Genomic DNA, 13544 nt, shown 5'->3' with positions numbered 1-13544 from the left:
CCTGTGATTTAGGGTAAGAATTGTTAGCCAAATAGATAACAAAAAAACATTAGAATGCCTGCGTAAGAAAGAGAATTGCAAAAGAACGAAAAGGTAAAAAGGAAAAGTGAAAAGAAAAATAAAAAGGAAAAGAAAAGAACACAAAATAAAAGTTCTTTTCTTCCATACGAATTTTACATCTTCTTTTTCCGCATTCCCAGGTAAATTCCACCCACTGCCACAATCACGAAGAGAACTCCGGCGACATCGGATCCCGAGAAGGACATACCTCCACTTTCTTCTTCAACCGGGTCCCTCTGCATCTCGTAGCCTTCCACATAATCGGAATCTGCGGATTGCTCAGAAGAGGAAGAAGATTCAGGAGAATCCATGCCATACCCGGCGTCGGAATCCTGAGTGGTCTGGTTACTGTATGTACTTTCTTTTGAGACTACGGTAGCATTTCCGGTACTGTGGCTACTACTACTTCTACTGCTCTGCGTCTCTTCCGTAGTTTCCGGAGTTTTGGCCTGGGTTGCTGCTTTCAGTTGTTCGGAGTAGCCGGGAACAGAGACAATTCCGCTGACGAATTTGTCAAGCAGGGGGTTTCCGCAGGTATGGTGGCAACATGTAGCTCCGTTTTCAGCCACGGATTCTTCATATGCTGTTGCAAGGCTCTCAATAATCTCATCCGACGGTTCCCAGTAACCGTGCCTGACAGCTTCGAGCATCCTGGCGGTTATGGACTGGTAAGCATCGGGGTTATTCTGCTTGAACCAATCTTTCATGGAAGGGTCATTGACGTAAGTCTCGTAGACCTGCTCCCAGACCGTATCGTCCACAAGGTCCGGATCACTGACTTCCCAGCCGAAAAGGTTGTTCACGAACTCGGACATCATCCTGCCGCCCGAATAACCGGCGCCCTGCATCCCTTCAATCCATTTCTCATTGAAATACCTGGACCTCAGGTTCTTGCTCAGGTACTCCTCCATTCCAACCATCTGAGCATTGTTAGAGTCTCTGGTATCCGAAACGTACATTTCCGGAGTTTTGCCATCTCCCCTTACATATCTAGTAGCCAGGTTAAGGCCTCCGAAATACTGGAAGAAGTCATCGTTGTCAAGAGTGTCATAAAGGTTTGAAGAGTCCGAATGTACGGAGGCTTCTACATTTTTCAGGTTCCCTTCAAGGAGTTCTCTGCATTTTATGCCCCAGAAATCTTCACCGTAAGCATAACCCATCTTGTCCAGGTATACGTTTGCAATCGCCTCTTCGTTATCCCAGCTGCCACTCGCACCGATAGCATTTGAGACCCCGACCTCATAAGTCCCGTCCATTACCGCAAAGCAGCGCATTGTTGAGAGCTTTGTTGCAGTCTCACTGTCGTATCCTGCCTCAAGCAGGGCATCGTAGATAGCAAGCGAACTCTGGTTCACGTAGTTGGGATAGTTTTCCGAAGGAAGCGAGCTTGCAAGTTTTACGGCCTGGTCTACCATTTTGATCTTGTCCGGGAAAGCGTCCCTCATGCCTGCGGTCGTATAGACGATATCGATACGCGGCCTCCCGGGCTTAGAAGTGTCATAGTTCGGAAGCAGTTCTTCTTCAGGAATTTCCTCAACCCCGGTTACGTAACCGTACTCGTCCCAGACAGGCTGCACTCCGAGCATGTAGAGCACTTCGGCTTCCAGGGTCCCGTGGTCACGGATAAATTCTACCCCGAACCTTGAGAAAGAAACCTTTTCCGGATATTCCCCATATTTATCGTGATAGTCCTCAAGCAGCTGGATTGCAAGGGATTTTCCGAGGTCCCAGGTTGCCTTTGAAGGATAGAGCTTTGAGTTGATGCCGTAGAAGTTCCTTCCCGTCGGTACAGCATCAGGGTTCATAACAGGGTCCGTACCCGGTCCGGGAGGGATAAAGCCTCCGTTTAAGGCGGAAAGGACTCTGGCAATCTCCACATCGCAGTCGAGAAGCCTGCTCCTGTACTCCAGCCCGCGTTCAAGGTCAAGGGTAACCGAACTGTTGCTTGTCCCGTAAACCTCAAGCTGCGCCGCAGTAACCCCGGTATTATTGGTCATTACCTCCCAGACAAGCCTGTTAACTTTCGTATCATTCAATGGAATCCCTAGCGGGTAAACCGACTCCGGATAGAAGGCTGCTGTAACATTGTCCTCGAAATTTCCTCCGAGCATGGACCTTACCATTGCAGAGAGCTCGTCTTTCTCAGGATCTGTCATGTTTGTTGAGGGCACCTGGCCAAGGACATGCATCCCGTAAGGAATGTTTTCTCCCCCCACGTCTTCAAGATACTCATGCAGGACGTTCTTTACGAAAGCCGTAAACTCCTCTTCACTGTAATCCCTGAGAGCTGTTGCGTTATCGAGTCCCAGGTCAACATCCAGGTTAAGTTCAATTATCTGGTCAACTATGGTTTTCTGGTAACTTGCCTTTGTCTGTGTGGAAATGGCAGGATCATAATATTGCTCCACACTGATTGAAAGGTTGACCAGGTCTCCGTAAAGCCCGCTGCGTTCAAGGGTAGGAGTGAGGTGGTCGATAATCAGGGCATTACCCCTGTACTCGGCAGTCAGCCCTTCTCCTACGTTGGCAACTATGTAAGGATAGATATTAGGAATATCCTGAAGCAGCAAAGGCGCCCAGTCAGAGGTCCTGTTCATGCCGTAGGTAGAGCCCGGAAGCCACTCGTGCGTACCGTGGGTCCCCATGTGGATAACTGCATCGGGCTTCCATTCATGGTTCAGCCAGAGGTAGAAAGCTATGTACTGGTGGGGGGGAGGCACGAGGCTGCTGTGGTAAAGGGTGTCGTCATTTTGCAGGAAGCCCCTGGCAGGCTGGGGCATAAGCCAGACATTCCCAAAACGCACCGCAGGGATTACAATATACTGTCCTGTCTCGTTTTCATAGATCATGAGATTCTTATTCTGGGGAAGGTCCTCAGCCCAGGGCTCGCCCCATTCCTCTACTACATCGGACCTCAGGTCTTCCGGAATTTCCGACTCAAACCATTCCCTGTAGGTTTCCATGGGTATGAGATACAGGCCCCATTCTGTCCGGTTTTCTACCATTTCGTTCATGACACCCGGAGCCCAGGACCCGGCATTTATTCCCTGTGCCTGCATCATTTCCAGAAGCTCGCTGCTGTTATCCGGAATTCCTGAAACTTCATACCCACTTTCATTCATCGCATCGATAAGGTCAAGCATGCTCTTGGTGCTATTAAGGTAGCTTGCCCCGATGTTGTCTTTTCCGGAAGGGTAGTTGTAATAGATAACAGCGACTTTCTTGTCCTCATTATCCTTTAACTTCAGGTCCGCCCAGTTTATCGCCCTATCTGAGATCCAGTCAACCTGGTCGGGGAGGGGTTCGTAGTTGCTTTCCCCGGTTTCGGAATCGTAATTATCAATTCCTATCACGATGTACTCAAAAATCCCGTCAATGCTCGGAAGCAGGGTCTTGTACACAACCTCGCTGTTGGGAATGCCCCTGTTGCTATCAGCCGTATCGGAAGAGTCGGCAGGATTTGAAACCACCATACCTCTCAAGATCGGGACATCAAGAGCTTCAAGTTCCTCTATTCCTTTATCAGGGTCCTCGTAATTCAACCGGAAACTCTTGAGAGAAATTACGCACTGGACAAGAGGATCTCCATTTTCATCAAAGTAAAAATTATGAATATCATTAAAAGTTTCAAAACCTGCAATTACGTTGCAACCCTTGCTTTCAAGATCCCGGATAAGGTAATCTATGACTTCAAGGTTGCCAGCCGTATAATCTGAAGCATGGAACCAGATCCCTATGGTAGGTTTGTTCTTATCGTAAACATGTTGAGACTCATTCACAGTTGAATTGGAGTACCAGTCAAGGTAATCCGTGGTGTTTTCAAACCAGTCAGGTTCCAACTCATTCAAAGAGGAACGGGAGTCCGGATGATAGAGTGCAGCGTCAGGGAATTCTATGGGATCATTGTAAACCCAGCTGTCAGTAAGCTCGGGTTTATCCCCGTAAGTTTTTGCCAGATATATAAGGAAATTTTCAGTGTTTTTCAGCAAAATTCCTGTCGGACCCATGCTGTAAAAGTATTTTTCTTCAGTAGAATTATAAGGCTTGGTCCCCGACAGTATCATGTCGTAACTTGAGGTATTGATGTATGTCGGGTCCATCATAGAGGTAATATCTATGAGAGCGGTTCCGTTTTCATGAGCCCTTTCAAGATCGTCTCCGATATACTGGTACTGAGACCATAACATATAGGTAAATATTACATCCTGGTTTTCAATAGTGACATTGGAAAAGTCCGAATAACCCGAAATATAAGTTACATTTATACTTGCATTATACGGATTGGACTGCTCTGCTGCATTCAAAGCGTTTCCGTCATAACAGATAAAAGTGATATTTACATGATTTTCATCAGCCGATACATTCTGTGCAAACAGTAAAAAGAAAACTGCACATAAAACCAGTAATCTGCTTCGTGCCGTATGCATCTTATCCCCAGTAGAATTATAATGAACCTGCGGCACCCCAATAGAAAAATAACCAGGACGCCTGGCCCACCAGTTTAGTTTTGAGTGAAAGTTTCCGAATTTTTAGAATATACATGAAAACAGCCGTCAAGTATATACAATGAAAGAGGAAGCTCTCGATTCAAACAGACAAATCAATCCGGGAACCTCCAAAAACTAATGAGCAGCCGATTCTGTATTATATATTTAACATTCGGAGCTTTAGGGAATAAAATACATAAAAAGCAGTTTTTGGCTAACAATTATTAGCTATTCGGATAAAATGATTACTAGATGGCGTTTTTGTACGACATATAGTTATAACCCCTTAAAAATAAGTATACAAATAAAGGATTCAAATCACCTATTTTTGACAATAAATATACATAAAGAGGTTTCCAAGTAAAAATATGTATTAAAAATACCATATTTGGAAAAAAATTACATTTATCTTTTAAAAGTAGTAATAAAGTTGAACAACAGCTTAAAATCCTATGAAAGATAATATTTATGTCTCTTCGCTGATAATAGAGACTAAAAATAAGTTTTCAGTTGAAAAGTAACTACACAAACTACGCAAAATAGATAATTATCTATTTTGAATGGAGTTCCCCACAATAAATCATTTCAAACATTTATATATATTATATCAAATTTAAAACGTAATTTTAAACTTCCCACAAAAAATAATGAATAGCCTTGTTATTTAATTACGCTTGCCAGAGAGCTATAATCTTATCAATCGCTATATGGGTAAGCTTCCCATCTTTTTGGAGAGTGAGGACATTATCAGCACAGGCTTCTACGGTTCCTTTGAAAATGTCAGGCCCACACTTCTTATTCCATTAAAATGTATTTAAAAAATGGAATTGATTTTCGTGATGCTGCGCCTTTATGTTCAGGGACTAAAATAAACTTACTCACCCAAAAACCTGTCCACTTCTCAGGTTCTCGTTTTCCCGCAAAATAAACAGATAATTATATGACTTTTTTTCTTCAGGTTGATTTGTGTTAGGGATTCGAGAAAGTTAAGTTTAGCTGTAGAACTATTATGAAGTCAGGTTTTTAGAAAAATAGGGATTAATTCAAAGAATATCTGAAAAAATCTGAAGCTTGTGCTATTTCGGGATTATTCTTTTTTCTACAAACCACGAAACTCTTATTGAGTCTATCCGAAAAGTCAGTAACCAAATAATTTAATGAGGTTTAACGGCAAATCATTTCCTGAAAACTGGAGGTTTAAGGAGATATAAAATGGCAAATTACTCCTGAAAGACTGTAAATTTAAGGAGGATTCAAAATGGAACTTTACAAGATAAATCAAGTAAATTTGACTTGCTTACAAATAAAAACACATTTAGACACATATATATTTCGTGATCATTAAGGCCTGTTTATAAAAGGATAAAAATAACAAAACAAATTAAAATGAATATATTAGTAGATGGTGAAAACAAAATAGAGTTAGGAATAAATAAAAACCTCTATTTGTGAGGAGATTCTCAAATATGTCGTATTTAATAATTCCAAAATACGTTTTGGATGATATTAACAGGTTCATACATGAGAATTATCATTACTCTTTGCCACACTCTTTAATTATTGCTCAAGCATTTTGTTTAAGGTTTAAAAATTATGGGAATGAATTTGGTGTATCTGAAATAACCGATGCTGTAGAATATGTAAGAAATCATCAACAGAAAATGAGAGTAGTTAATCTGAACAAAAAAATGTTTGATCCTTGAGAACCTGCAAGACCTTCATTAAAATCGATATCCTGGTAAGTTCTATTTATGGTCCCGATTCTCCGTATCATGATAACACATTTTAGGAAATAAACATTGCTATTCAGGCAAATAAAAAAACATGGAGACCCAAGAAACATTATATCATACTTTCTTGAATATATCCCAGAAGGAATATCAGCCGGCTTTTTTTGTCTTTTAATTTTTGTGGTCACCTGAAGGGCATGAATATCTTCCTGTACACATTTCAATATTCAATCAGGTTGTCTCAAAATTCGCGACACTGCCCTTCAAACAGGACCTTCGAATAGGAAAGGAGTCTCCTGGACATCCGGGCTAATTGCAGCATTCAGAAGATCAAAGACCTTATTCAGCCCTTTCCAGCAACCGGTTGAATTATAAAGTTATGATCAGCTACTCTTTTCACAACTCAACAGATGCTTCTTTTTTCCCCCTCGTTCATCTTCAGGATGTATCGGATCTACATGAGCAGCCTCTTCCTCTTCTTCTTTCTTTTCTTCTTCCTTCCCCTCTTCTTTCTTTTCTTCTTCCATTAAGTTATACCCCCTCTAGAAAATTATTCAAGCGAACTTCATGTTTCATCGGTTAAGCGTTGGAGACTCACTCCCGTATACGTTTTTATTCCCTGCATTATATAATACTCAATAAAAGGATAACAATTCTTATGCAAACCCTAACAAACCGACAAAAAATCGACACGGCAGAAAAAGGCTAACGAGGTATTTATTAGGACTTACACACTTGAATTACAAAATCAAGCACATTCGACGCTGTGGCTGGTGCAGTGTTTTATACAGTTAGAGGTCTAATGCTATTGGTTTCTCAGTTCAAGATGGTAACGATGAAGCTCTTAGGACAATGTGGAGAGTCTCTGGTCCAAACCAGACAATCTGCTAGGATACCAGACAATCCGCTAGGATAAGAATGCCATGGAGAATCATAAGATGAGCCACTGTAAGAGTCGTTAAGCTTACAAGAGAAACTGGACTGATACGCGTCACCAAAAAGCAAGGAATCAGACTGTAATGGCTCGTACATTACAGGAAAGCGAATGGTAACTTGTAATGGACTGAGTAGGGGTTCAAACTTTGCCCTAGTCCGAAAGGATGCAGACTTACTGATAGTGTTCTCTTGTGTGAACAGGAACAAACTCACGAATGTGAGATACCCAAATACACCGATAGATGAGAGGCTTACAGACAGTTAAGTTAGTAGGCTGTTATCCAGACAAAATCGGTTATGAAAACAAATGGGGAAAGCCAGCTTCCGAAAAACTAATCAAATTCCTCTGCGAAGAAAACAACTTCCCTGTAGACAGGATGAAAAAAGCTGCGGAACACCCTAAAGCAGCTTCAGGAGCAAGGCAGAAAACTCTCGACCAGTGGTTCTAAAAAGTCCCATAAACTTTTATCCATCCTATCTATTTTTTGTCGGTTTATTAGTAATTTGAATATAAATAGTAGCCGTTTCTCGAGCATTATATACTGCAGTGGATATGAGACATACTGCGCTTTTTCTAAAAACGAAAGGAGGTTTTGAACGCTATGCCTGAATCAAAATCATCATCCAGTGACGGTACTGTTTTAATATTCCCCTGTGCAGGTGCCACGAACCTTGGACAGCTTTCAACCCGCCTGGGAATTGAAATGGAAAATAGAGGCCTGGGTACCTTCAAGTGCACGTCGGGAATTGGCTCCCAGCGTTCGGATTTTCTAATTGCTGCGGCCCGCTGTGACAAAATAATTGCTATCGACGGCTGTGATTTCAACTGCTCGATGAAAATGCTCCGAAGAGCTGGTTTTGAGGCAGACAGGCACATCATCCTCACCAGGGAACTCGGAATGAAACTTAATAGGGAACTGAACGTCCCCGATACTCTGCTCAGCGAGAGCATTGAAAAACTTGCAGACAAGTTATGAAAACCCGGCGTTTAATCCCGGGATATTTTTTCCATACAAATATTTTTCCAGGAAAATATTTTTTGTGTATCTTTCTTTCCCCGCTCAGGGGAGTCTTAAGTTCCTTTTTCTTTTCCGTCGGATCCAGGAGCCTGGAGGGTTTTATTGGTCACACGGATTAAAATTCTTAATTCAAACGTTAGCCCCGCTGCTAAAAAGTCTTACCCAATCCCCCCTGCATATATATATTTGCCTTTATAAAATACAACGGCTTAAAGTGCTACACTCAGAGTACTTTAACATAATTGTTTAAGAGCGGGTGAGAAACATATGGTACACCATACACACCTCAAGTGTTATCAACTGAAAATGGGAGACTCCCTTTACTGTGACGACTGCGGATTCGAAGTCATGGTAACGAAGGAATGCGACGAGAGCTGCAAGAAAGAAGGCTGTTGCGATGTGGAAGAACTGATGTGCTGCGGCAAACCCATGGCCCTTAAACAACATGCCCGCTGCTACGAGATGAAGAAAGGAGACTTTCTGGTCTGTGACGATTGCGGTTTCAAGGTGGAAGTCGTTGAAGAATGCGACCAGCACTGCAGGAAAGAAGGCTGCTGTGAAGTTACCGAAATGATGTGCTGCGGCAAGATTATGAAACTCATCAGGAAAGAGGTATAAGGGGAACGGAGGGTAAGAAATGGTTCACCACTTACACAAGAAATGCTATGAACTGAAAAAAGGACAGAAACTTGTCTGTGATGACTGCGGTTTTGAATTGACAGTTATAAGAGAGTGCGACAAAACATGTGAAGGTGAAGGATGCTGTGAAACCAACGAATTCAAATGCTGCAGCAAACCCATGAACCTGGCAGAATAAAGAGAATAAAGGTGGGCGCCTGAATACCCACCTCATTTCTTTAGCCATTCCCTGCCAGTTTCATAATAGCAACTTATTTTCTTCATGGTTATCGTTAAATCCACTTTTGCTGATGTCGGGCAATTGCTCAACTTAAGTTTACTTCAATTCAACTGAATTTTATATAATATCGAATATAATGCCGAAATAGAAGGTTAGAAAAGTCTGGATAAGGGGGTAGATAAATCAGAATATCTTTGGGATTTTTCCGGGTGCCTATTTCATTTAATCGTTCAATAATGACGGGGTTTTACAAAAATAAATGGGGAGTGATTAGTTAATATGCACATATTCGAAGGGTTCCTTCCAGGACCCTGGTGGCAGATCTGGTGGATACTCTCAATACCGGTACTTGCCTACGGAACTGCCAAATTGAACAAACTCGTGAAAACCAATCCCGGGGTGCTGCCTCTGCTTGCAGTTTCGGGAGCTGTCATGTTCGTGTTATCTTCCCTCAAGCTGCCTTCGGTCACCGGAAGTACATCACATCCAACAGGCACGGGAATGGCAGTCATCCTCTTCGGACCTGCGATAACTGCTATCATGTCTTCCATAGTCCTGCTATATCAGGCTCTCTTCCTGGCGCATGGAGGGATTACAACCTTCGGGGCTAATGTTATGTCAATGGGCATAGTGGGTCCTGCTGTGGCATATGCGGTATACAAAGCCCTGATGAAGGCAAATGTTAACTTTTATGTCGCTGCTTTCGTAACCGCAACCCTTGCCGACTGGGTAACCTACGTGGTAACTTCCCTGCAACTTGCCCTGGCCTTTCCTGCCGACCCGGGGGGAGTTGTGGGGTCTATGGTCGCTTTTTTGAGTGTCTTTGCAATCACCCAGGTTCCGCTTGCAATTTTAGAGGGGGCACTAATAGCTCTTCTCTTCAGGTATGTTATTCAGGCGAAAAGCGATGTGATGGTGAAGCTTGAAGTGCTTAGCGAGTCACAAGTGAAAGAATTGAAGGAGGATGAATCGCAGGTGAAAGGATTAAAGGGGGCCGAGGCATAAATGCGCAAGCTGGATATTGCAGTTCTGACAATAATTTTACTTTTTGTGGTACAGTTCATCTACGTCTCAACCTTTACGGATGCCGAATACAGCGGCTCGGACGGGCAGGGAAGTGACATGATCGCCGAAATTACCGGAGGTGAGTACGAACCCTGGGCAACTCCGGTCTGGGAACCCCCCAGCGGAGAAATCGAAAGCCTCCTCTTTGCGTTGCAGGCTTCAGTCGGGGCTATAATAATCGGCTATTTCATCGGATACTACAAGGGAAAAGAAAAAGGCAGAATGGAAAGCCAGAATCAATAAGTGGGCATAAGCCAGGCAATGATGAATCTAGGGGAGGCAACATTCCGTATGCACAGAATGATGGACGATTATGCCCTGCTAAGTCCTCTTAGGCACAAAAACAATAACCTCAAGATGGTGATAGCGGCTTTTGGACTGCTGGTGGGGGTATCTTCTGCCTCTCCTATTCCGCCACTTTTCATAGCCCTTTGCATGAGTTTTGCAACAGTGTATCTCGGAAAGACCGATAAAAAGGCATATCTGCATATCCTTGGAGCCCCGGTGGGCTTTTCTTTAACCGGGGTTGTGATCATAGCTTTTTTTTTCGGGAGCGGTCCAGAACTTTTCGGTTTCGACGTATTTGGTTATCGGTTTACAGTGAATACCGAAGGGCTTAATATGGCATTTCTGGTTCTTGCAAGAACCCTCGGAGGCATGTGCTGCCTATTTTTCCTGGCGTTTACGACTCCTATGGTGGAGCTTTTCTCCGTCCTTAAGGCCTGGAAACTCCCCGACGCCTTCGTGGAACTTTCCATGCTGATCTACCGCTACATCTTCGTCTTCCTGGACGTTGCCATTTCCATCAAGTTTGCCCAGAGCACCAGGCTCGGGTACAAGGATATGAAAACCTCGTTTCACTCCCTGGCAATGCTTTCGAGCACCCTGTTCATAAGGGCTTGGGAACAGGGCGAGAAGCTCTTTGTCTCTATGAATTCGAGGTGCTACAGCGGGAAGCTGACCCTTTTTGAAGCCAGAAGACCGGTAAAAGCCCCTGAACTCGTACTGACTGCAGCATACTTCATATCCGTTTTAACCCTGCTTTATCTCACAAAAAACATCCAGATGGCATGATAGAATGAATCCCCGGGAGGTTGAAAACAATGGCAATTCTAGAGACAACAGACCTTAAGTACAGCTATCCTGACGGAACTCTGGCAATTGAGGGAGTCAGCGTCTCGATTGAGAAGGGAAAAAAGATTGCCTTTGTGGGGCCCAACGGGTCAGGGAAGTCCACACTTTTTCTGCTCCTGAACGGCACTCTGGAACCCCAGGAAGGGAAAATCATCTTTCACGGCAAACTGCTTCTTTACGACACACCCTCTCTCAGGGATATACGGAAAAGCATAGGCATCGTTTTCCAGAACTCCGATGACCAGATATTCGCTCCTACCGTTTACCAGGACGTGGCTTTCGGGCCCACCAATCTTGAAATGCCAGCCGAGGAAGTGGACGCAAAAGTAAAAGAGACGCTGGAATATGTCGGGCTTCTGGAGATAAAAGACAAACCTCCTCACCACCTGAGCGGGGGGCAAAAAAAGAGGGTTGCAATTGCAGGGGTGGTGGTGATGGAGCCTGAAGTTATCATCCTGGACGAGCCCCTTTCCAACCTGGACCCCGTGGGGGCTGACGAGATCCTTGATCTGCTGAACGAGCTGAACCAGTTTGAAAAGACGATCGTGATCTCAACCCATGATGTGGACTTTGCATATTCCTGGGCGGATTACATCTACCTTCTCGTGAACCGGAAAATCATTGGGGGCGGCACCCCGGATGAGGTATTCTGCGATCCCGACATGCTCAAAGATGCCGGGCTCAGGATGCCAACGATACTTGAGATTTACTACGAGATCCAGAAAAGAAATATGGCTTCGATAAACAGAGTGCCAAAAACGGTTCCCGAAATCGTGGACACTTTAAGGCCCCCGTCCCTTATCTGGCTGTATGTACCCGAAGGAGTTAAAGAAGGGGATAAGCTTGACCTCGGGCTATATGCAGAGCAGCTGGGAGAGATCTGTTCCGAGGGGGTCGTGGACACAAGGGTGCTCCATATTCATGAAGGTAGGCAGGCCATCGTGGCTGTGAGGCGAATAAGAGCGGGGATAGGAAGAGTCCTTATCTATGATACAAACAGCTATAAACTCAAAGAAATCAAAGAACTTTTTGCTTCCGGAGACTTCGATGTAGTGGGCGCGATGGGTAAAAAGACCAAACTCATAGTGGAAAGTGATAATCTGAAACTGGACCTCACTGTCGGGGTAATCGATAAATCCATCCTGATGGCACTTTGCGGGAAGAATGTCCTGATTATTACAGGTGGGGGGATGGTGGACCACGCTGTCAGAAGGATTTCGGACTACTGTAAAAAAAGCGGAGTCATGATTAATGTAGGTGTTTTTAACAGGGAACAGGAGAAGATACCGGAATGCAAAGAGAGTACGAGAGTATGTAATTTCGATACATCCTGAAAAGTGGAAAATTCATCAGGGGGAATTCAAACGCCTTCAGATGCGGACCTTGAAGAGCACAAAGATGTCCATAACCAGAGCAAATACGCCCATACCCATACCCATTGGGCTGTAGACCCCATCATCTCCACGGAGAGGGGCATCTGGGCTGTTAAATGGTCTTTTATAGGGCTGATGGTCACAGCTGTCCTTCAAATTCTCGTCGTTTATATCTCAGGTAGTGTTGCCCTTCTTGCCGATACTATCCACAACTTCGGGGACGCTGCAACGACGATTCCTCTGGGCTTCGCATTTATCCTCGCCCGCAGGAAAGCTAATAAGCGTTTCACCTACGACTACGGCATAGAAGGCCTAGCAGGGGTCGTAATTGTCTTCCTGATCCTCTTCAACGCCCTGGTGGCAGCCTATGAGTGTACTGACAGGATCTTCCACGCCCGGGCGGACGGGTATACAAGTCTGGCGGTGCTCTTCGGAGCCATCGGTGTCTGGCTAGGTTGCCCTCTTGCGGACTCGATAATCGGACTCGTCATCACCCTGGCAATCCTGCACTCTGGGACTCCGGAAAAGCTGTTTTTACCCGCATGCTCGACGGAGTGGACCCGGGAATCGTAGAGGAGATTAGGTATGAAATCGGCTGTGTAGAAGGAGTGAAAGGCATAAAAGAAATCCGTGTGCGTTGGATCGGGCACAGGCTGCATGCTGAGGTGAACATCGCAGTTGACGCCGGGCTATCGGTTGAAGAAGGGCACGAGATTGCCATGGATGTCAGGCATGAAATGATGCATCACCTTGGCTACCTTTCCAACGCTGTCATCCGTGTGGATCCGGTGGGGCATTCCGGGGAAGGATATCACCGAATTGAGGAACATGAGCACGGAGAATATCCTCTGCATGAGCATTGAACGGGTAATTTGAATCTG

13 protein-coding genes and 1 pseudogene are annotated in these 13544 nt (G+C 44.5%); 11 read left to right on the top strand and 3 right to left on the bottom strand.

The annotated features are described in order from the left end of the window. Positions 1 to 173 precede the first annotated feature (173 nt). Together MSSIT_RS01665 and MSSIT_RS25460 are read right to left on the bottom strand one after the other, a co-directional pair. Positions 174 to 4487 (bottom strand): cobaltochelatase subunit CobN, encoded by a 4314-nt coding sequence (locus MSSIT_RS01665; protein WP_048169467.1) that lies wholly within the window; start codon positions 4485 to 4487, stop codon positions 174 to 176. Positions 4488 to 5215: 728 nt separating this feature from the next. Further along, positions 5216 to 5335: pseudogene (locus MSSIT_RS25460) on the bottom strand (MM0924 family protein); the annotation flags it as partial. A 678-nt stretch (positions 5336 to 6013) separates the two neighbouring features. Here MSSIT_RS25460 and MSSIT_RS01660 point away from each other — a divergent pair. Continuing rightward, positions 6014 to 6250, top strand: coding sequence for a hypothetical protein (locus MSSIT_RS01660; RefSeq protein WP_048169465.1), 237 nt, complete (start codon positions 6014 to 6016; stop codon positions 6248 to 6250). 410 nt (positions 6251 to 6660) lie between these two features. Here the strand turns inward: MSSIT_RS01660 and MSSIT_RS22735 are convergent, their stop codons facing one another. Continuing rightward, on the bottom strand, positions 6661 to 6804 hold the full coding sequence (locus MSSIT_RS22735) for a hypothetical protein (protein WP_156157238.1): 144 nt from the start codon (positions 6802 to 6804) through the stop codon (positions 6661 to 6663). 651 nt (positions 6805 to 7455) lie between these two features. Here MSSIT_RS22735 and MSSIT_RS01655 point away from each other — a divergent pair. The 10 genes from MSSIT_RS01655 (at position 7456) to MSSIT_RS24425 (ending at position 13526) form a co-directional block, all read left to right on the top strand. Next, the gene (locus MSSIT_RS01655) at positions 7456 to 7662 is read left to right on the top strand and encodes a hypothetical protein (RefSeq protein ID WP_048169463.1); all 207 of its coding nucleotides are present in this window, start codon (positions 7456 to 7458) and stop codon (positions 7660 to 7662) included. A gap of 153 nt (positions 7663 to 7815) precedes the next feature. After that, positions 7816 to 8190 carry a putative zinc-binding protein gene (locus tag MSSIT_RS01650; protein WP_048169461.1) on the top strand — a complete coding sequence of 125 codons (375 nt, stop codon included), beginning with the start codon at positions 7816 to 7818 and terminating at the stop codon, positions 8188 to 8190. A 309-nt stretch (positions 8191 to 8499) separates the two neighbouring features. After that, positions 8500 to 8850 carry a hypothetical protein gene (locus tag MSSIT_RS21030; RefSeq protein WP_187151845.1) on the top strand — a complete coding sequence of 117 codons (351 nt, stop codon included), beginning with the start codon at positions 8500 to 8502 and terminating at the stop codon, positions 8848 to 8850. 19 nt (positions 8851 to 8869) lie between these two features. Then, complete coding sequence (locus MSSIT_RS01640; protein WP_048169460.1) at positions 8870 to 9049, top strand: hypothetical protein; 180 nt, start codon at positions 8870 to 8872, stop codon at positions 9047 to 9049. Positions 9050 to 9370: 321 nt separating this feature from the next. Beyond that, positions 9371 to 10096, top strand: a complete 726-nt coding sequence (locus tag MSSIT_RS01635) for an energy-coupling factor ABC transporter permease (protein ID WP_048169459.1) — start codon at positions 9371 to 9373, stop codon at positions 10094 to 10096. Next, positions 10097 to 10399, top strand: coding sequence for an energy-coupling factor ABC transporter substrate-binding protein (locus MSSIT_RS01630; protein WP_048169458.1), 303 nt, complete (start codon positions 10097 to 10099; stop codon positions 10397 to 10399). A gap of 48 nt (positions 10400 to 10447) precedes the next feature. Continuing rightward, positions 10448 to 11230 carry a cobalt ECF transporter T component CbiQ gene (gene cbiQ / locus MSSIT_RS01625; protein ID WP_048174424.1) on the top strand — a complete coding sequence of 261 codons (783 nt, stop codon included), beginning with the start codon at positions 10448 to 10450 and terminating at the stop codon, positions 11228 to 11230. A 29-nt stretch (positions 11231 to 11259) separates the two neighbouring features. Beyond that, positions 11260 to 12624, top strand: coding sequence for an energy-coupling factor ABC transporter ATP-binding protein (locus MSSIT_RS01620; protein WP_048169456.1), 1365 nt, complete (start codon positions 11260 to 11262; stop codon positions 12622 to 12624). Between the two features lie 3 nt (positions 12625 to 12627). Continuing rightward, positions 12628 to 13236, top strand: coding sequence for a cation diffusion facilitator family transporter (locus tag MSSIT_RS21565; protein ID WP_052721471.1), 609 nt, complete (start codon positions 12628 to 12630; stop codon positions 13234 to 13236). Next, a complete protein-coding gene (locus MSSIT_RS24425; RefSeq protein WP_052721470.1) occupies positions 13206 to 13526 on the top strand; it encodes a cation transporter dimerization domain-containing protein in 321 nt (106 codons plus the stop codon). The genes MSSIT_RS21565 and MSSIT_RS24425 overlap by 31 nt, the downstream gene beginning before the upstream one ends. The last annotated feature ends 18 nt before the right edge of the window (positions 13527 to 13544 follow it).

It is taken from the genome of Methanosarcina siciliae T4/M (genome assembly GCF_000970085.1).
In the GTDB taxonomy this organism is placed as follows: domain Archaea; phylum Halobacteriota; class Methanosarcinia; order Methanosarcinales; family Methanosarcinaceae; genus Methanosarcina; species Methanosarcina siciliae.
The sequence above is the reverse complement of the archived record's forward strand: the minus strand, read 5'-3'. Positions and strand labels throughout refer to the sequence as shown.

Coding starts and splice junctions, on each gene's coding strand:
- MSSIT_RS01620 (WP_048169456.1), top strand. CDS start 11,260: ATGGCAATTCTAGAGACAACAGACCTTAAGTACAGCTATCCTGACGGA.
- MSSIT_RS24425 (WP_052721470.1), top strand. CDS start 13,206: ATGCTCGACGGAGTGGACCCGGGAATCGTAGAGGAGATTAGGTATGAA.
- MSSIT_RS01640 (WP_048169460.1), top strand. CDS start 8,870: ATGGTTCACCACTTACACAAGAAATGCTATGAACTGAAAAAAGGACAG.
- MSSIT_RS21030 (WP_187151845.1), top strand. CDS start 8,500: ATGGTACACCATACACACCTCAAGTGTTATCAACTGAAAATGGGAGAC.
- MSSIT_RS01650 (WP_048169461.1), top strand. CDS start 7,816: ATGCCTGAATCAAAATCATCATCCAGTGACGGTACTGTTTTAATATTC.
- MSSIT_RS01635 (WP_048169459.1), top strand. CDS start 9,371: ATGCACATATTCGAAGGGTTCCTTCCAGGACCCTGGTGGCAGATCTGG.
- MSSIT_RS01665 (WP_048169467.1), bottom strand. CDS start 4,487: ATGCATACGGCACGAAGCAGATTACTGGTTTTATGTGCAGTTTTCTTT.
- cbiQ (WP_048174424.1), top strand. CDS start 10,448: ATGCACAGAATGATGGACGATTATGCCCTGCTAAGTCCTCTTAGGCAC.
- MSSIT_RS22735 (WP_156157238.1), bottom strand. CDS start 6,804: ATGGAAGAAGAAAAGAAAGAAGAGGGGAAGGAAGAAGAAAAGAAAGAA.
- MSSIT_RS01660 (WP_048169465.1), top strand. CDS start 6,014: ATGTCGTATTTAATAATTCCAAAATACGTTTTGGATGATATTAACAGG.
- MSSIT_RS01630 (WP_048169458.1), top strand. CDS start 10,097: ATGCGCAAGCTGGATATTGCAGTTCTGACAATAATTTTACTTTTTGTG.
- MSSIT_RS01655 (WP_048169463.1), top strand. CDS start 7,456: ATGAGAGGCTTACAGACAGTTAAGTTAGTAGGCTGTTATCCAGACAAA.